Here is an 18,720-nt window from a genome sequence, read left to right as displayed (position 1 = left end):
CTTAATTTTTTTTTAATGCAACTCTTTGTTGTGATTCTTTTTCTTTGATAAAATAAACTTCTTTATTTTATCAATCTTTTATTTGTTTTATTTCGATTTCTAAAACAAATTATCGATTCTTTTCTATTATAAAATTTTAGCAGATAAAATCTTAACAAAACACAATTAAATTATTAAAAATTCAAACAAAACATTCAAAATATAAATATTTAACAGAATTAACTTTTTTTAATAGAATAAAATACATACTTTTAACATAATAACTAAAATATTTTTAATTTAAATAGAAATAAAATAATAATTCAGTAACAATAAAATAATAGAAAATGCATTGACTTTAGTTTAACCTCAAATCTTCCCCGGATATGATTAAAAAAAATACTCCTTTTACAAGATTTCTATTAACTACAATAGTTTTCTTTTTACTTACTTCAGTAAGTTTTTCTCAAAATGCAAATTTAGTGATATCTGGAAATGGTGCTATTATTGCGAATGGTGATATCACTCCAAGTCTAGCAGATTTTACTGATTTCGGAAATGTAAATATTGGTTCTACTCAAGATAATACTTTTGTCTTAAGAAATGATGGAGTTGGCGGAACAAGTAGTTCGCGAAGAATTACTTTCGCTAATCCGGCAGTTGTTATTTCGGGTACAGGTGCGGCTCAATTTTCTATTATTTCAGGTCCAACAGGAGGAAGTTTGTTAAATGGTTTAGGAGCTGTTTTTTCTCCAAATTTAGTAATTCGTTTTACCCCAACTGCTCCAGCAGGATTCAAAAACGCTACTATTACTGTTAGATATACAAATAATGGAGGTGCTTTAACTTACGTATATGCAATCAGAGGAAATGCTATTTCTGCTCCAGAAATGGATGTTCGAGGAAATGGGAATTCTATTGTTGATGGGGATATCACTCCATCAATAGTAGATTTTACTGATTTTGGTTCAACATCTGTTGGTGGAAGCATAATGAGAACTTATTTTGTACACAATACAGGGGCTGCTAATTTAAATTTAGGTGCGATAACATTTTCAGGAGCTAATCCTGGAGATTTTTCTATTACAACTGCTCCTGCTGCAATTGTCGCTCCGGGAGGAAACACTTCTTTTGTAGTAACATTCAATCCTTTGGTGATAGGAACAAAAACAGCAACTATTTCAATTGTAAATGACGATTCAAATGAAAATCCATACAACTATAGTTTAATCGGAACTTGTATTCAAACTTTTTTTGATAGTGATGGAGATGGAATATTTGATAATGTAGATATCGATGATGATAATGACGGGATTCGAGATACAATTGAAGAAACAAACTGTAATAATGCCAATGGCCCAAAAGTAAACTATAAATTTTTAAATGAAAGTTTTGGCGCAGGAACAAGAACAACAATTAATACAACTTATAACGCTATTACTACTTATTGCTATGAAAACGGAATAGGCGCGCCTAACACAGCTGCTTGTCCAACTTTAAGTTCAATTGATTTAAATGATGGAGAATATGCCGTAGCATCAAGTTGTCAAATCGCATCTTGGGCACCAAGCTATTGGCACATGGGTGGAGATCACACGGGTGATGTAAACGGAAGAATGGCTATTTTTAATGCTTCTTATACTCCTGGAATTTTTTACACGGCTTCTATTACTGGCGCTTTACCAAATATTCCAATTACCTATAGTTTTTGGGTGTTAAATATTGATAGAACAAATGCGCCTGGTATCGCTACAAGATTACGTCCAAACGTAAGAGTAGAATTCAGAGATGCAAATAATAATCTATTAACTTCAATTAGTACAGGTAATATTGCACCAACAACAGCAACTAATTTAGCTGGAGATTGGGTACAGTTTACAGCAAGTTTAAACTTAAACGTGGATGCTTTTAACGTGACTTTTATCAATAACGAAACGGGTGGTTTAGGAAACGACTTAGCTTTAGATGATATTTTAATTACACAAGCTTTATGTGATCTAGACTTAGATGGTGTGGCGGATGTTTTCGATTTAGATTCTGATAACGACGGAATTGAAGATATTATTGAAGTAGGTTTAGGGAATTTAAGCAATGCAAAAGGAAGAATGGATGTAGCTTGGATGGATGCTAATGCTAATGGTTTACATGATAGTGCCGAAGGAATTTTATCTGCTCCTGATTTTGATGGTGATGGTGCTGCAAATTATATGGATTTAGATTCTGATAATGATGCCATTTTTGATGTAGATGAATCTGGTGCTGGAAATGCGAATGCGGTTTCAGGTTTTGTGAATGGTGATGGAGATATTACTGGAGATGGAAAAGGCGATGGTGCCGACACAGAAACTTTCAGAAGCAAAGATACTAACGGCGATGGTGTAGATGAAGGTTATGGAGATGGAATTTTAGATTTATACGATTATGGTTTTAATGTCTATGGTAACTTAGATCAAGGATTAAATAGCGCTCCATTTTTAAACTATGTTTTAGATACTGATGGTGACGGTTCTCCAAATTATTTAGATGTAACAAGCAACGGAAGTTTTGATATTGCCAATACACTTTATGCTTCTTTAGACGCTAATAGCGACGGGATCATTGATGGTAACACAGATGTTGATAAAGACGGAATTGTTGATGCATTTGATACCAACACGGCTTATTTCGGTTCACCAAGGGATTTAAACAGAAAACTATTATTAGAATTTGATGGTAGAAACGATTACGCTCAAAGTACTCCTGTTTTAGGTGGTTTGCCTTCTGCAACTTTAATGTCGTGGGTGAATTTAGCTAACGGATATAATGCTGATGGTGTAATTGTCGGACAAAATAATTTCCAATTAAAAGTATCTAACATTAAAAGATTACAAGCTACTGTAAATGGAACTACGGTTACATTCAATACGGCTTTAAATACCAATCAATGGTATCATGTGGCAGCCATTTATTCTGGCGGAAGTGTGAGATTATATTTAAACGGATTACAAGTAGCTTCTCAAGCATTAGCGGGAAACATTGCTGTAGATGTTTCTGTACTAACGTTAGGAAAAAATCCTATTAGTGCTACCAACTATTTCAGAGGAAAAATGGATGAAGTTCGTGTTTTCAATATCGGATTAACAGATGCGCAATTACAAAGAATGGTGTACCAAGAAGTTAGAAATAACGCGACTCAACTTAGAGGAGAGGTAGTGCCAAAAGATGTAGGGACTTTACCATTTGTTAATTTGGTAAGATATTACAGAATGGATGTTTATAAAGATGACATTATTGATGATTTATCTACGCCAGCAATTGATTTGGTAGGAACAAAAATTTTCAACCATAAAGTGATTAATTTACAACAAGCGCCTATGCCATTCTTAACCGAAAGAACTGGAGATTTCGCAACAGCTGTAAATAGTCCAACAAAAGAAATTAGAGGCATGGATATTATGGATTACGATTGGTCAATTGTAAACGTAGCGCATAATATTACAGAAACTTCAAATTCAACAGATTTAGGATTATTTTTAAATCCAGGAGTTTCGATTAATATGACTAACGATAACAAATTACAAAACGATTGGTATTTATTACTAGATGGAGTAGTTGATTTAGTGGGTCGTTCACAATTGGTACAAACTACTCAAAGTGATTTAGAACCAACAAGTGATGGTTGGATTGAAAGAGACCAACAAGGAGTTTCAAACTTATTCAACTATAATTACTGGTCTTCTCCAGTAGGGCCAATTAACGGTAGTGTTAATAATAATAATTACACGGTAGCTTCTGTAATGAGAGATGGTACCAATCCTGCAAGTCCAACTCCAATCAATTGGGTAGGTGGTTATAATGGTGCACCAACAAGTCCAATAAGTGTAGCGCGTTTTTGGATATGGACATTTCAAAATGTTACGGGAGTTTATGCAAACTGGTCTCAAGTTTTAGAAACAGGTACATTAAGACCTTCTCAAGGTTTTACAATGAAAGGAAGTGGAGCTTTAACACCAAAACAAAATTATACATTCGTAGGAAAACCATTTAATGGTACAATTACTAACCCAATTTCAGCAAATAATTTAAATTTAAGTGGCAATCCTTATGCTTCTGCTTTGGATGCAGATAAGTTTATTGATGACAATGTAAGTTCTTTAGCCGGACCTTCAGGGGCGACTAACGGAACTTTATATTTCTGGGAACAGTCAGCGTTAAATAATACACATGTATTACAAGGTTATCAAGGTGGATACGCAGCTTATACAAAAGTTGGTGGAACTCCTCCAATTGCACCACCTGGAATTAGTGGTTTAGGAGGAAATACTAAAATCGCACAACGTTTTATTCCAGTAGGACAATCGTTTTTTGTTTTCGGAAGTGCTACAGGTGGAACTATTACATTTAATAATTCTCAAAGATTATTTGTGAAAGAAAATGATCCATCATCTTTTGAGATATTCAAAAATAGTAATCAAAGTGTACATGCTAATCCGAATGTTGTAACAAATGCAAATGATGCTTATTCAGTTCGTAAATTTGGAAAAATTCGTTTAGGATTTAATTCAACGAATAATTTCCACAGACAAATCTTATTAGGATTTATGAATGAAAGAGCTTCAGATAATTTTGATCCTGGTTATGATGGTATACATTTAGATGATCAACCCAACGATATGTTTTTTAGAAGCCAAGAAACAAATTTAATTATACAAGGTGTAGGTTTTTTCAATCCTTTAAAAAGACATCCAATCAGTATAAAAACCAATCAAGATGGTTATGTAGAAATTGTTTTAGATGATGTTGAAAATTTTGATTTAAATAGAAAAATATTCATTTTTGATAATGAAACTGGAATTTTTCATAATATTAAAACTCAACCTTTTAAAGTTAAGTTAGAAGTAGGAGTTCATAATGATAGATTTTATTTAACTTTTACAAACAGAAGTTCATCAAATGTTATAGCTAAACAAAGTAACGATAGTTTAAATAAAGAAGAAAATACAAATGAAACACTTGTTGTAAATTACGAAAACACCAATCAAGTAGTACAAATTTCAAATGAAGACATTAACGTAACGGTAAAGAATGTGTATTTATATAATTTAGTAGGACAATTGGTAAATACTTGGGATGTGAGAAATGAAAATCAAGCTAACATTCAAATTCCAATGACTTCAAACAGTACAGGAGTTTATATTGTAAAAGTGGAAACTTCTAACGGAAGTTTTAGTAAAAAAATAAGTATAAAATAAAAAGATGATTTATAATTCTAATAATTAATCCCAACTTGGTAAGCAGGTTGGGATTTTTGGTTATAATTGGTTTGTCTTTCTTAAGAGTTCAATTCATTCTTGTCATGCTGTAAGCATCTCACACCATCCACATCACTAATCCATTTCGAATTAATCCTTCAAATCCTTTAAAGCTGCGTGCCTTTCAGCACGATCTTTAAAATAAAAATCCCAACTTCTAATTTCTAAAAGTTGGGATTTTCTATAAAATTATTTTAGTCTTAAATCAAATTCATAATCGCATCTGGGAAGATACCAATAAGCACTAATAAAACAGTAGCTACAATTCCTACAATATAATATTCAGAATGGTTGGCGTAAACTTTACCGTAAGTTGGTTCTTTCGTGTACATCGCCACCACAATTTTGAAGTAGTAAAATACTGCAATCATCGAGTTGATAATCGCTACAATTGCTAAACCAATAAATCCGCTTGAAATAATTTGATTCAATAAGAAAAACTTCGCAAAGAAACCTGCTAAAATCGGAATTCCTGCCATAGACAATAAAGCAATTGTCATTACGAAAGCCATTAAAGGATGTTTTTTACCTAATCCATTGAAGTTATCAATAAAGTCGTTGTCTTCGTTTTTAACCACGAATAAAATTACTGAAAACGCTGCTAAACCTGCAATCGCATAAGAAGTAGCGTAAAAAAGAAGGTTGTTTTCTGCAGAGTTAATATTTAATAATGTCATTAACATAAACCCAGTATGAGAAATACCAGAATATGCAATAACACGTTTTACTTTTTTCTGACGTAAAGCCATTACGTTACCAAATAACATCGTTGCAATTACTACAACTACTATTACTTGTGTATAACTGTATAACATTTGACTGTTTAAAATCGTAATCAATTTAAAGAAAGAAGCCATAGCCGCCACTTTTGCAAGCGTACTCATTATAGCCGTTACTTGAGTTGGCGCACCTTCATAAACATCTGGAGCCCAAAAGTGCATTGGAGTAGCCGCAACTTTAAATAACATTCCAATGGTAATTAAAATCACACCAATGTAAAACCAAAATTCTGTACTTGCAGAAATAGAAGCTTCGTATAAAGTTCCTACATCAAAAGTTCCTGTAGCACCATATAACATCGTAATTCCGAATAATAAAATTCCTGATGCAAAAGAACCCATTAGGAAATATTTCATTCCGGCTTCGTTACTTTTAATGTTTAATCTGTCGCTTCCCGCTAACACGTATAATCCAATAGATAACACTTCAATACCTAAGAAAAACATTGCCATATTACTGAAACTTACCATAGCCACAGCTCCAGAAAGCATAAATACTTTTATAGAAATGAAGTCAGATAATTTTGAACTTTTAGCGTAACTCGGCGCACTCATTAAAATTAAAAGAGCCGTTAATAATATGAACAAACTTGAAAAGGCAACTGAGAATTTATTCACCTCAATCATAGATTCGTAGCCTGTTATTTCAGGTAATTGACCAGTAATATTTAAACCAAATAATGCCATCAAAGACACAATTGACACAGGAATAATAATCTTTTTTAGATTCATTATTTCTGCTAATAAACAAAATATTCCGATTCCTATTATAGCAATTAATGTAGTCATTTTAAATTGATTATTATTTAATTTGTGTTAAAATTGATTGTAAACTTGGCGTAATTAGATCGATAATTGGTTGTGGAAATAATCCGAAGAAAATAGTTAAACCTACTACAATTACTAAAACAATACTTTCTTGTTTTGATATTTTATGAAACGTTTTTGTTTCTGAACCTAACATTACTTTTTGAAACATTCTTAACATATAAAACGCTCCTAAAATAATAGTTGTTCCTGCAATTACGGCATACCAAATGTTTACTTTAAATAAACTATATAGTAAATTGAATTCACCAATAAAGTTGAAAGTTGTTGGTAAAGCCACAGAAGCCAACATGATAATCATAAATAATGAGGCGAAATACGTGTCTTGAATTCTGATTCCACCCATTTGTTTAATTTCGTACGTGTTATATCTGCTGTAAATCAATTCTACAACATAAAATAATCCAACAATTACAATACCGTGAGAAACCATTTGTAAAACCGCACCTTGAAATCCTTCAATAGTTAAAGAATATAAACCTGCAGCAATTAATCCAACGTGTGATAAAGAAGAATACGCTAAGAATTTCTTAATGTCTTTTTGTTTTAAAGTTACAATAGCACCGTAAATAATTCCAGCAATTGATAATGCCAAAATAATTGGCATATATTCTTTAGCAGCACTATCAGACAATGGTAATTGCCATCTTAAAACACTATATAATCCCATTTTCAACATAATTCCAGATAATAACATGGTACCAACTGCTGGTGCTTTGCTATAGGTATTAGCTTGCCAAGTATGGAAAGGAATTAATGGAATTTTAATCGCATACGCTAAAAAGAACGCGAAGAAAATATATGTTTTTTCAACATGAGTTAATGGTAAAGCATATAATTTATTGATGTCAAAACTTCCCCCTTTTGTGTATAAGTAAATGAATGCTAAAAGCATAAATAACGAACCTGCAAACGTGTAAATGAAGAATTTTAAAATCGCTTTTTTACGTTCTTCTAAATCTCCGTTACCCCAATTTAAGGCGATGAAATAAATCGGAATTAAAGCAATTTCCCAAAAGATATAATATAAAAACCCGTCTGATGCTAAGAATGTTCCTGCCATAGCAAATCCCATGAACAACATTAAGGCATATATTGATTTTGAATTTTCAAATTTTGTGATAAATCCAGATAAGATAATTAGTGGTAACAAACCTGTTGTTAATAATAACATCACTAAAGATAAACCATCAACATGTAAAGCGAAGTTTATGTTTAGTTGTGTAATCCAAGGTAAATTTACATCTAAATTTTCGCCAGCTTGATAAGCATTTAAAGCCAATAGTGATGCTCCGAAAGCAGCAATACTTGAAACTAAAGCTATTTTAGAAGCGAACTTGTTTCCAGATAAATAGGTGACAAAAGCGCCAACTAATAATACAATTAAAACGATACTAATATCCATTATTTTAAATCTCGAATTATAAATACATAAACTAAAAACCCAACCATTCCGAATATGAATGCGAATAAATACACACCAATATTACCATTTTGAATTTTCTTCCCTTTTATAGATAATGCATAAGTGGCACCACCTAAACCAATAACTGCTTTAGAAATGAATTTCTCCACATATTTTTTAGCAAAACTAGAAATCATATAGATTGGTTTCACAATTGTTGCCATATAAATTTCATCTAAATAATACTTGTTCGATAAAACTTTGTGTAAACCTTGTACTTCTGAATCTGCTACTGGAATTTCTTTTTTCTTCAAATATTTAGAATAAGCAATACCAATTCCAACTAAAGCTCCAACAGTTGCAATAGCCATTAACATATAAGCTTGACCATCTAAATGATGCGCTTCATGTTTTTTGAATAATGGTGCTAAATAATGATTTAACCAACTGTTTCCTGGTAAGCTAATAGCTCCGCCAATTGCAGCTAATGTTGCTAAAATTACTAAAGGAATAGTAATTAATGCTGGACTTTCGTGTAAGTGATGTTTTTGTTCTTCAGTTCCTCTAAAGTCGTTGAAGAAAGTTAAATACATCAATCGGAACATATAAAATGCAGTCATAATAGAAGCAATCGAACCAATAATCCATAATGGAATATTTCCGTGGAAAGCTGTCATTAAAATTTCGTCTTTAGACCAGAATCCTGAGAATGGGAAAATTCCTGAAATCGCTAAGGTAGAAATCATCATCGTCCAGAAAGTAATTGGCATCACTTTTCTTAAACCACCCATATTTCTCATGTCTTGTTCTCCGTGTAACGCGTGAATTACAGAACCTGAACCTAAGAACAAACAAGCTTTAAAGAAAGCGTGAGTTATTACGTGGAATACGGCTACTTCATAAGCACCTAAACCTAATGCTAAAAACATTAAACCTAATTGCGAAACAGTAGAATAAGCTAATACTTTTTTAATATCGTTTTGAACTAAACCAATTGATGCTGCAACTATTGCTGTGATAGCACCAACAATTGCAATTACGTTTTGAATATCTGGAGTTAAGTCGAATAAGAAATTCATTCTAGTAATCATAAAGATACCAGCCGTTACCATTGTTGCTGCGTGAATTAATGCAGAAACAGGCGTTGGTCCAGCCATTGCGTCTGGTAACCAAGTTGCCAAAGGTAATTGTGCTGATTTACCACAAGCTCCAATGAATAAACATAAAGCTGCGATTGATAATAGGCTAGGAGAGATGACATCTTTTCCTAATAAGGCTTTTATTTCTAAAAATTCTAAAGTACCAAATGTATGACCTAAGATGAAAATTCCAATTAAGAAACCTAAATCTCCAATACGGTTCATAATGAATGCTTTTTTCGCAGCATCATTATAATCTTGGTTTTTATACCAAAATCCGATTAGTAAGTAAGAACATAATCCAACGCCTTCCCAACCAATGAACATAATTAGTAAGTTACTTCCAGCTACTAAAGTGATCATGAAGAATACGAACAAATTTAAATAAGAGAAAAATTTGTGCATATTTTCGTCTTCATGCATATAGCTGATAGAGTAGATGTGAATTAAAGTTCCAATTCCAGTTACAAACAATAACCATAAAACTGATAATTGATCGAATAAGAAGGAGAAATTAATTTTTATATTTCCGATTGAAAACCAATCTGCTAAATGGAAAGTAATTGCTTTTCCGTCAGCGTTAATGCTGAAAAATAATGTTAGAGTTGCAACAAATGAAAGTGCAACGGCTAAAGTTCCAATTGCCCCAGAAACTGTTTTTCCTAACTTTTTTCCTAAGAAAAGCGTAGTTAAAAAACCTACAAGTGGTGCAAATAATAAGAGTAATATAGTAGTATTCATTTCAGAATTATCCTTTTAGATTTTTTAAATTATCGATGTCAATATTTCCAATATTTCTAAATACCGAAACTAATATAGCTAATCCTACAGCAACTTCAGCTGCGGCAACTGCCATAGTAAAAAATACGAAAACTTGCCCAGATGGATCTTCATGATAAGAAGAAAAAGCAACTAAAAGTAAGTTTACGGCATTTAGCATAATTTCAATAGACATAAACATGATTATGGCATTTCTTCTGTATAAAAGACCAAACGCACCAATACAAAATAGCAAAGCTGAAAGTGTAAGGTAGTTTTCAATACCAACGTGTTCTAAAATATTCATAATTATATTTTTTCTTCTTTTTTAGAAATTAAAACGGCACCAATCATAGAAACTAAAAGTAGGATAGAGGCAAATTCAAAAGGAACTTGATACTCGTTTAATAACACTTTTCCTAATACTTTTATCGATTGATAATCTACTCCAGAATTCACATATTCAATATTTTCTGGTTGTGCCTTACGTAAAGCAGCAATTAAAACTAAACCTAAAATTCCAGCAGAAAAAACAGCTGCGAATTTTGCCAATAAGGGTTTTGAAGTTTCATCTTCATGGTCTAGATTCATTAACATTAAGGTAAATAATAACAATACCATAATGGCTCCAGCATATACAATAATGTGAACGATGGCTAAAAATTGCGCATTGAACATTAAGTAATGACCTGCTAATGAAAAGAAGCAAATCACTAAATAAATCGCACTATGAATAGCGTTTTTACTAAAAACTGTTAAGAAAGCAGTTCCTAGTGTAATGGCTGATAATATATAAAAAACTATTTCTAACATGATTAATTTACTGTATTAGATTGGGTGTTTTTAATAGCCATGTCTAAAGGCATAACCAATTTGTCTTTTCCATAGATAAAATCTTCTCTATTATAACCTGAAGCTACAATTTTTTTAGATGTTGTTAAGTAAATAGCTTCTTTTGGACAAGCTTCTTCACATAAACCACAGAAAATACAACGCAACATATTTATTTCATAAATCTCCGCGTATTTTTCTTCTCTATATAAGTTTTTTTCTTCTGGTTTTCTTTCAGCAGCTTTCATTGTAATAGCTTCAGCCGGGCAAGATAAAGCACATAATCCGCAAGCGGTACATCTTTCTCTGCCTTGATCGTCACGCATTAACATATGTTGTAAACGTGCTACTGGACTCATTTCACGTACTTCTTCCGGGTATTTTATGGTCACTTTTCTTCTAAACAAATGTTTTAAAGTGGTCCATAAACCTTTCAGAATCGTCCAAACGTAAATTCGTTCTAAAAATGTCATTTCCTTGTTGGAAACTTCAATTTTTCTTCCTGATAATGATATTTGTTGTACTGACATTTTCTTACTAATTAAATATAACCATTACAATTCCTGTTACAATAATATTGATAACAGCTAACGGAATTAATATTTTCCAACCTAAATGCATTAATTGATCGTATCTGAAACGTGGAATCGTCCATCTTACCCACATATAGAAAAAGATGAAGAAACATATTTTTGCAAATAAAGCTAAGAAACCAATTAGTGCTGTTAAATTCATTCCAATCGCTTCTTTACATTCTGCCATAAATGGGAAGTGGTAACCACCAAAGAATATAACTGAAATAATTGTTGCCGAAATAAACATATTCGCATATTCAGCAAATAAATAAAATCCCATTTTCATAGATGAATATTCTGTATGATATCCACCAATTAATTCTGATTCACATTCTGCTAAATCGAAAGGTGTTCTATTAGTTTCTGCAAACGAACAAATTAAGAAAATTAAAAAAGCTAAGGGTTGATACAAAACATTCCAACCACCTGTTGTTTGCATTTCTGTAATGGCTTTTAAAGATAAAGAACCAGACATCATTAAGATGGAAATGATCGCTAATCCCATCGCAACTTCATAAGAAATCATTTGTGAAGAAGCACGAACCGCAGACATTAACGAGTATTTGTTGTTAGATGCCCAAGCACCAATCATAATTCCGTAAACTCCGATTGATAAAACTCCAAAAACATACAAAATTGAAACATCAATATCTGTTGCTTGAAGCACTACATCTCTTCCGAAAACATGAATTTTATCTCCCCAAGGAATTACAGCACTCGTAATTAATGCGGTACTCATGGCAATAGCCGGTCCTAAAATAAATAGGAATCTATTCGGTGTATTTGGGAAAAATTCTTCTTTTGTAAATAATTTGGCTCCATCGGCAAGTGGTTGTAATAATCCACCCCAACCTGCACGGTTTGGTCCAACACGGTCTTGTAAAAATGCGGCAACTTTACGTTCCGCCCAAGTTGAATACATCGCCATAAACATGGTTAATGCAAAAACGGCTACAATTACAACACTTTTTTCTATGATAAATGCACTATCCATTATTTTTGAGTATTTTTTAATGGAACACCTGACATACTAATTTTTACACGATCTTCATCACGTCCTAATAATATGTTTTTCTCTGTATCAATAATTACTTTTTCCAAAGGACGCGTGTAATTATTTTGGTTGATAACTGAATCTTTATTGAATACTTTCGGACCTTCAATTGTCCAATCTGATACTTCTTTTTTATCGAAACGACACGTATTACAAATGAATTCTTCTACTTCACCATATTGGTCTTTTCTACCTGTAACTCTTTGAATTTCGTTTCCGAACATCCAAACTGTAGTTTTTCCACAACAAGTTGTACATTCTCTGTGAGCATTGAAAGGTTTGTTAAACCAAACTCTACTTTTAAAACGGAATGTTTTGTCTGTTAAAGCTCCAACAGGACAAACATCAATCATGTTTCCAGAAAATTCATTGTCAATCGCAGCAGAAACACAAGTTGAAATTTGTGCATGATCTCCACGGTTTAAAACTCCGTGAACTCTCTTATCTGTTAATTGGTCAGCTAAAGTTGTACAACGTTGACATAAAATACAACGGTTCATGTGTAATTGAATTTTGTCACCAATATTTTCTGGTTCAAAAGTTCTTTTTTCTTCAATGAAACGTGTTTCTGATTTTCCGTGTTCGAAACTTAAATCTTGTAAATTACATTCTCCGGCTTGGTCACAAACTGGACAATCTAAAGGGTGGTTGATTAATAAGAATTCCGTTACTGATTTTCTTGCTTCAGTTACTCTGTCCGAATTTTTACTATTCACTTCCATACCATCCATACATCCTGTTACACAAGATGCCATTAATTTTGGCATTGGTCTTGGATCGGCTTCGCTACCTTTAGCCACTTCGACTAAACAGCAACGACATTTTCCACCGCTTCCTTTTAATTTAGAATAATAACACATGGCTGGTGGCACTAAATCGCCTCCAATCATACGCGCAGCTTGCAGGATCGTTGTTCCCGGTTCTACTTCAACGCTTTGTCCGTCTATGGTTACTTTCATGTTATAAATGTTTGATTCCTATCGGAATCATTTTTGAATTTTTATTAAACAGTTTGTTTTCCAATTAAGTGACGTACTTTTTCAAAAGGTTCGTTCACAAAATGGTTTCTATCTTTAATTTTTTCTGGGAATCTTACATGGTATTCAAATTCTTCTCTGAAGTGACGAATAGCAGCAGCTACTGGCCAAGAAGCAGCATCACCTAATGGGCAAATGGTGTTTCCTTCAATTTTAGATTGAATGTTCCATAATAAGTCGATATCTTCTTCACGACCTTGACCGTTTTCAATTCTCCATAAGATTTTTTCTAACCAACCTGTTCCTTCACGACATGGTGTACATTGTCCACAACTTTCATGGTGGTAGAAACGTGAGAAATTCCATGTATTTCTAACTATACAAGTTGTATCATTATAAACGATGAAACCTCCAGAACCTAACATTGAACCAGTTGCGAAACCTCCGTCTGATAAAGACTCGTAAGTCATTAATCGGTCTGTTCCGGCAGCAGTTTTGTATATTAAATGTGCTGGTAAAATTGGCACAGAAGAACCTCCAGGAACTAAAGCCTTTAAAGGTCTGTCGTCAATCATACCGCCACAGTATTCGTCAGAATTCATAAATTCTTCTACTGTAATTCCCATTTCAATTTCGTACACACCTGGATTTTTAATATGTCCAGAAGCTGAAATTAATTTGGTACCCGTAGATCTTTCTAAACCAATTTTTGCATATTCTGCACCAGAATTCATTACAATCCAAGGCACAGCAGCAATTGATTCTACATTATTTACCACAGTTGGGTTTGCCCATAATCCTGAGATTGCAGGAAACGGTGGTTTTATACGAGGATTTCCTCTTTTTCCTTCTAAAGATTCAATTAAGGCAGTTTCTTCTCCACAAATATAAGCTCCTGCACCAACATGAACGTATAAATCTAAATCGAAACCAGAACCTTTAATATTTTTTCCTAACCAACCAGCAGCATAAGCTTCTTTGATGGCTTTTTCTAAAATTTTGTAAACCCACATATATTCACCTCTAATATATATGTAAGAAAGATTAGCGCCAAGTGCGAAACTTGAAGTAATCATTCCTTCAATTAAAAGGTGAGGAATATATTCCATTAAGAAACGGTCTTTGAATGTACCTGGTTCAGATTCGTCTGCATTACAAACTAAGTGACGAGGTTTTCCGGATTTCTTATCGATAAAACTCCATTTCATTCCTACTGGGAAACCGGCACCACCACGACCACGAAGTCCTGAAGCTTTTACTTCTTCCGTAATATCGTCTGGTTGCATGGTTAATGCTTTTTCCACTGATTTATAACCGCCATTTTCGCGGTATACTTCATAGGTTTTTATTCCTGGAATATTTATTTTGTCTAATAATATTTTCTTTCCCATGATATTATTTATCGTGTAAAGTTATTTTTTCTGCTTTGCAATCTTCAATCAAATTATCGAAGGATTCCTTTGATAGTTTTTCGTGATAAAAATCGCCTAATTGCAACATTGGAGCATATCCACAAGCGCCTAAACATTCTACACCAACTACTTGAAACAAGCCGTCTGAAGTAATTTCTCCTTCTTTCACGCCCAATTTAGAACAAGCGTAATCCATTAAATCTTCTACACCACGAGTAGCACAACAAGAGGTTCTACAAAACTCGAACATATATTTAGCCACAGGTTTTGTGTTAAACATCGTATAGAAAGTTACTACTTCGTACACTTCAATTGGAAGAATTTCCAAAATTTCTGCGACTTTTTGTTGTAATTCTACACTTAACCAATTGTCATGAGCATCTTGTACTTCATGCAAAACTGGGATTAATGCCGATTTCTTTTTATCTGCAGGATAATGACTGATTAATTCGTTAATACGAGTCATTAACGCTTCAGTTATATTTATCTCTTGTTTGATATTTGATATTTCCATTTGTCTTATTTTAAATTTTGAATTTTAAGATTTTAAAACTCATCATTTATAATTTATTAAGCGTCTAATTCGCCAGCAATTACATTTAAACTTGATAAGATTACAATGGCATCTGACAACATTGAACCTTTAATCATTTCAGGGTAAGCTTGATAATATATAAAACTTGGTCTTCTGAAATGTAATCTATATGGTGTTCTACTTCCGTCTGTAATTAAATAAAAACCTAATTCACCATTACCACCTTCAACAGGATGATACACTTCGGCAACTGGAACAGGAACTTCACCCATTACAATTTTAAAGTGATAAATTAAAGCTTCCATGTTATTGTATACGTCTTCTTTTGGAGGAAGGTAATAATCAGGAACATCTGCGTGGAATACATTTCCTTCTGGCATTTTTTCTAAAGCCTGACGTATAATGCTTAAACTTTCCCAAACTTCCGCGTTTCTAACACAGAATCTGTCATAAGTATCACCTGATTTTCCAACAGGAATATTAAATTCGAAATCTTCATAAGAAGAATAAGGTTGTGCGACACGAACATCGTAATCCACACCTGCTGCTCTTAAATTCGGACCAGTAAATCCGTAAGACATTGCTTGTTCCGCTGAAATTGGTCCAACGTTAACTGTTCTGTCAATAAAAATTCTATTTCTTGTAAATAAATCTTCAAATTCTTTCCAAGCAACTGGGAAGTCTTTTAAGAAAGTATCTAATAATTCAAAAGCTCTTGGCGACCAATCTCTTTCGAAACCACCAATTCTTCCCATATTTGTAGTTAAACGAGCACCACAAATTTCTTCGTAAATTTCATAAACCTTTTCACGGAATTGAAAAACATATAAGAATCCTGTATACGCGCCAGTATCCACTCCTAAAATAGAGTTACAAATTAAATGGTCTGTAATGCGAGCTAATTCCATCACAATCACACGTAAATATTGTGCACGTTTTGGAACTTCGATGTCTAATAATTTTTCTAAAGTCATCCACCAAGCCATGTTATTGATTGGCGATGAGCAATAGTTCATACGGTCTGTTAAAGGAGTAATTTGATAAAACGGACGGTTTTCAGCAATTTTTTCAAAAGCTCTATGAATGTATCCGATTGTAGGTTCTGCATCTAAAATTCTTTCACCATCCATTAATAAGATGTTTTGAAAAATCCCGTGAGTGGCAGGGTGAGTAGGTCCTAAGTTTAGGATAGCTAATTCGCTTCCGTCTTCGTTATGACGTTCCTCTATGTATTTGTAATATCTGTGATCTGCTGGTAATGCTACTGTTCCCATCTTAAATTGTTGAATTGTTAATGGTTCTACCAAAGAAACGGTCGTCTTTGTCTGTTCTTCCTGAATCTTCCATTGGGAATTCTTTTCTCATTGGGAAAGAAACCATTTCGTCCATATTTAAAATACGAACTAAATTTGGATGCCCTTTGAAAATGATTCCGTAGAAATCGAAAGTTTCTCTTTCCATCCAATCTGCACAATTGTATAAAGAAGTTACAGATTTTACTTCAGGAGTGGTTCCGTTTAAAAAAGTTTTCACTCTAATTCTTTTGTTTTCGTACCAATTGTGTAAATGATATACGACACAAAATTGTTCGTTTTCTTCACTATCTGGATAATGAACACCACAAAGGTCAGTAAGAAAATTAAAGTTCAAAGAAGGTTCTTCTTTTAAAAACTTGATTACGTTATACACTACATCTGCATTTGCTTCTAAAACAAACATGTCGTATTCTGTTCTGAAATACTTTACATGCTCACCGAAAGTTTCTTGCAATTTGTTTTGTATGTCTAATGATTCTAAAGCCATTATTATTCTATGTTATAGGAAGCTAACAATTCTTTGTATTCTGCAGAATGTCTTCTTCTTTGAGATTCACTTTTCACTAGTTCTTGTAATTGCATTACGCCATCTACGATTTGTTCTGGACGTGGTGGGCAACCAGGTACATAAACGTCTACTGGGATTACTTTGTCAATTCCTTGTAGTACTGAGTACGTATCAAAAATACCACCTGAAGAAGCGCAAGCTCCAACGGCAATCACCCAACGTGGTTCTGACATTTGTTCGTAAACTTGACGTAAAATTGGCGCCATTTTTTTAGAGATAGTTCCCATTACTAGCAACATATCTGCCTGACGAGGAGAAAAACTCACACGTTCAGAGCCAAAACGAGCTAAATCGTAATGTGAAGCCATTGTTGCCATAAATTCAATACCGCAACATGAAGTAGCAAATGGCAATGGCCATAATGAATTCGCACGAGCTAAACCAACTACTTGGTCTAATTTCGTAGCGAAAAAACCTTCACCAACGTGCCCTTCTGGAGCGTCAACCATATTTACTTTATTCTTTTCCATACGTTCCAATTTGTTATTCCCAAACTAATGCTTTCTTCTTAATTACATAGAAGAAACCAATTAGTAATAAAATCATGAAAATGCTCATTTTAATTAATCCATCAACGCCCATTTCTTTGAAATTTACAGCCCAAGGATACATGAAAATTACTTCCACGTCAAAAAGAACAAATAAAATAGCTACTAAAAAGTATTTTACAGAAAAAGGAATACGTGCGTTTCCAACAGATTCAATTCCGCATTCGAAACTTTTATCTTTGTTTGCAGAGGATCTTTTTGGACCTAAAAGGCTTGAGCCAAATATAGTTAAAGCAACAAACCCTACAGCAAGAACAACTTGCATTAGAATAGGTATAAAATCGATTTGAGAATTTTGCATTTTAGTGTTGATTTGAAAATAGCTACAAAAATAATTTGTATTGTGGTATTATCAAAATTTAAACCCTAATAAGAATAGTAATTTCATTAAAATGAATACATTTATAATCATTCTAAATAAAGAATAAGGCACAAAAAAAACGCTCCTTTATGGGGAGCGTTTTTAGACGGTAATAAATTAATCGTTTAATATTACAACTTTAGTTGCTACAATTCCTTTTCTTCCTTCTTCTTCTTCATAACTAACGCGGTCTCCCTCGTTTAAGTTTTCAACATTGATTCCTGTAGCGTGAACAAAAATGTCCTTACCTGTATCTTCGTTAGTGATGAAACCAAAACCTTTAGTCTCATTGAAGAATTTTACTGTTCCTGTTTGCATTATATGCGTATTTAATTATTAATAATGAGCAAATATATAAATTTA

The 18,720-nt window shown here is 33.1% G+C and carries 16 protein-coding genes; 1 reads left to right on the top strand and 15 read right to left on the bottom strand.

Annotated elements, in window-relative coordinates:
- Nucleotides 1-365 precede the first annotated feature (365 nt).
- Nucleotides 366-5,210, top strand: a complete 4,845-nt coding sequence (locus UEQ13_RS08410) for a choice-of-anchor D domain-containing protein (RefSeq protein ID WP_329805902.1) — start codon at nt 366-368, stop codon at nt 5,208-5,210.
- A 260-nt stretch (nt 5,211-5,470) separates the two neighbouring features.
- On the opposite strand, the gene UEQ13_RS08405 is transcribed toward UEQ13_RS08410, so the two are convergent.
- The 15 genes from UEQ13_RS08405 to UEQ13_RS08335 all read right to left on the bottom strand — a co-directional run bounded on the left by UEQ13_RS08405 (nt 5,471) and on the right by UEQ13_RS08335 (nt 18,675).
- On the bottom strand, nt 5,471-6,838 hold the full coding sequence (locus tag UEQ13_RS08405; RefSeq protein WP_329805901.1) for an NADH-quinone oxidoreductase subunit N: 1,368 nt from the start codon (nt 6,836-6,838) through the stop codon (nt 5,471-5,473).
- 13 nt (nt 6,839-6,851) lie between these two features.
- Nucleotides 6,852-8,282, bottom strand: a complete 1,431-nt coding sequence (locus UEQ13_RS08400; protein WP_329805900.1) for a complex I subunit 4 family protein — start codon at nt 8,280-8,282, stop codon at nt 6,852-6,854.
- Entirely contained in the window at nt 8,282-10,162 is a 1,881-nt protein-coding gene (nuoL, locus tag UEQ13_RS08395) for an NADH-quinone oxidoreductase subunit L (protein WP_329805899.1), read from the bottom strand. Before nuoL ends, UEQ13_RS08400 begins: the two co-directional genes overlap by 1 nt.
- Before the next feature lie 7 nt (nt 10,163-10,169).
- Nucleotides 10,170-10,490: an NADH-quinone oxidoreductase subunit NuoK gene (gene nuoK, locus UEQ13_RS08390; RefSeq protein ID WP_091310402.1), complete on the bottom strand. Its 321-nt coding sequence runs from the start codon at nt 10,488-10,490 to the stop codon at nt 10,170-10,172.
- Nucleotides 10,490-10,993, bottom strand: a complete 504-nt coding sequence (locus UEQ13_RS08385) for an NADH-quinone oxidoreductase subunit J family protein (RefSeq protein WP_166129952.1) — start codon at nt 10,991-10,993, stop codon at nt 10,490-10,492. The genes nuoK and UEQ13_RS08385 overlap by 1 nt, the downstream gene beginning before the upstream one ends.
- Nucleotides 10,994-10,995: 2 nt before the next feature.
- Complete coding sequence (locus UEQ13_RS08380) at nt 10,996-11,541, bottom strand: NuoI/complex I 23 kDa subunit family protein (protein ID WP_329805898.1); 546 nt, start codon at nt 11,539-11,541, stop codon at nt 10,996-10,998.
- Between the two features lie 7 nt (nt 11,542-11,548).
- The gene (nuoH, locus tag UEQ13_RS08375; RefSeq protein WP_329805897.1) at nt 11,549-12,580 is read right to left on the bottom strand and encodes an NADH-quinone oxidoreductase subunit NuoH; all 1,032 of its coding nucleotides are present in this window, start codon (nt 12,578-12,580) and stop codon (nt 11,549-11,551) included.
- Nucleotides 12,580-13,599, bottom strand: a complete 1,020-nt coding sequence (locus UEQ13_RS08370) for a 2Fe-2S iron-sulfur cluster-binding protein (protein WP_329805896.1) — start codon at nt 13,597-13,599, stop codon at nt 12,580-12,582. The genes nuoH and UEQ13_RS08370 overlap by 1 nt, the downstream gene beginning before the upstream one ends.
- Nucleotides 13,600-13,643: 44 nt before the next feature.
- The gene (gene nuoF, locus UEQ13_RS08365; RefSeq protein ID WP_329805895.1) at nt 13,644-15,008 is read right to left on the bottom strand and encodes an NADH-quinone oxidoreductase subunit NuoF; all 1,365 of its coding nucleotides are present in this window, start codon (nt 15,006-15,008) and stop codon (nt 13,644-13,646) included.
- A 4-nt stretch (nt 15,009-15,012) separates the two neighbouring features.
- Entirely contained in the window at nt 15,013-15,543 is a 531-nt protein-coding gene (locus UEQ13_RS08360; protein ID WP_166129939.1) for an NADH-quinone oxidoreductase subunit NuoE family protein, read from the bottom strand.
- A 56-nt stretch (nt 15,544-15,599) separates the two neighbouring features.
- Nucleotides 15,600-16,838 carry an NADH-quinone oxidoreductase subunit D gene (locus tag UEQ13_RS08355; protein WP_329805894.1) on the bottom strand — a complete coding sequence of 413 codons (1,239 nt, stop codon included), beginning with the start codon at nt 16,836-16,838 and terminating at the stop codon, nt 15,600-15,602.
- Nucleotide 16,839: 1 nt separating this feature from the next.
- Entirely contained in the window at nt 16,840-17,367 is a 528-nt protein-coding gene (locus UEQ13_RS08350; RefSeq protein WP_166129935.1) for an NADH-quinone oxidoreductase subunit C, read from the bottom strand.
- A gap of 2 nt (nt 17,368-17,369) precedes the next feature.
- Nucleotides 17,370-17,918 (bottom strand): NADH-quinone oxidoreductase subunit B, encoded by a 549-nt coding sequence (locus UEQ13_RS08345; RefSeq protein ID WP_166129933.1) that lies wholly within the window; start codon nt 17,916-17,918, stop codon nt 17,370-17,372.
- 13 nt (nt 17,919-17,931) lie between these two features.
- The gene (locus tag UEQ13_RS08340) at nt 17,932-18,297 is read right to left on the bottom strand and encodes an NADH-quinone oxidoreductase subunit A (protein ID WP_166129930.1); all 366 of its coding nucleotides are present in this window, start codon (nt 18,295-18,297) and stop codon (nt 17,932-17,934) included.
- A 177-nt stretch (nt 18,298-18,474) separates the two neighbouring features.
- Nucleotides 18,475-18,675 (bottom strand): cold-shock protein, encoded by a 201-nt coding sequence (locus tag UEQ13_RS08335; protein ID WP_291241430.1) that lies wholly within the window; start codon nt 18,673-18,675, stop codon nt 18,475-18,477.
- Nucleotides 18,676-18,720 lie beyond the last annotated feature (45 nt).

The sequence above is a fragment of the Flavobacterium facile genome, from assembly GCF_036321945.1.
Classification (GTDB): domain Bacteria; phylum Bacteroidota; class Bacteroidia; order Flavobacteriales; family Flavobacteriaceae; genus Flavobacterium; species Flavobacterium facile.
Note: the sequence above shows the minus strand (reverse complement) of the source record. Positions and strands in the feature narration are given on the sequence as shown.

Coding starts and splice junctions, on each gene's coding strand:
- UEQ13_RS08380 (WP_329805898.1), bottom strand. CDS start 11,541: ATGTCAGTACAACAAATATCATTATCAGGAAGAAAAATTGAAGTTTCC.
- UEQ13_RS08410 (WP_329805902.1), top strand. CDS start 366: ATGATTAAAAAAAATACTCCTTTTACAAGATTTCTATTAACTACAATA.
- UEQ13_RS08400 (WP_329805900.1), bottom strand. CDS start 8,282: ATGGATATTAGTATCGTTTTAATTGTATTATTAGTTGGCGCTTTTGTC.
- UEQ13_RS08345 (WP_166129933.1), bottom strand. CDS start 17,918: ATGGAAAAGAATAAAGTAAATATGGTTGACGCTCCAGAAGGGCACGTT.
- UEQ13_RS08355 (WP_329805894.1), bottom strand. CDS start 16,838: ATGGGAACAGTAGCATTACCAGCAGATCACAGATATTACAAATACATA.
- UEQ13_RS08360 (WP_166129939.1), bottom strand. CDS start 15,543: ATGGAAATATCAAATATCAAACAAGAGATAAATATAACTGAAGCGTTA.
- UEQ13_RS08370 (WP_329805896.1), bottom strand. CDS start 13,599: ATGAAAGTAACCATAGACGGACAAAGCGTTGAAGTAGAACCGGGAACA.
- UEQ13_RS08335 (WP_291241430.1), bottom strand. CDS start 18,675: ATGCAAACAGGAACAGTAAAATTCTTCAATGAGACTAAAGGTTTTGGT.
- nuoL (WP_329805899.1), bottom strand. CDS start 10,162: ATGAATACTACTATATTACTCTTATTATTTGCACCACTTGTAGGTTTT.
- nuoH (WP_329805897.1), bottom strand. CDS start 12,580: ATGGATAGTGCATTTATCATAGAAAAAAGTGTTGTAATTGTAGCCGTT.
- UEQ13_RS08340 (WP_166129930.1), bottom strand. CDS start 18,297: ATGCAAAATTCTCAAATCGATTTTATACCTATTCTAATGCAAGTTGTT.
- UEQ13_RS08350 (WP_166129935.1), bottom strand. CDS start 17,367: ATGGCTTTAGAATCATTAGACATACAAAACAAATTGCAAGAAACTTTC.
- UEQ13_RS08405 (WP_329805901.1), bottom strand. CDS start 6,838: ATGACTACATTAATTGCTATAATAGGAATCGGAATATTTTGTTTATTA.
- nuoF (WP_329805895.1), bottom strand. CDS start 15,008: ATGGGAAAGAAAATATTATTAGACAAAATAAATATTCCAGGAATAAAA.
- UEQ13_RS08385 (WP_166129952.1), bottom strand. CDS start 10,993: ATGTTAGAAATAGTTTTTTATATATTATCAGCCATTACACTAGGAACT.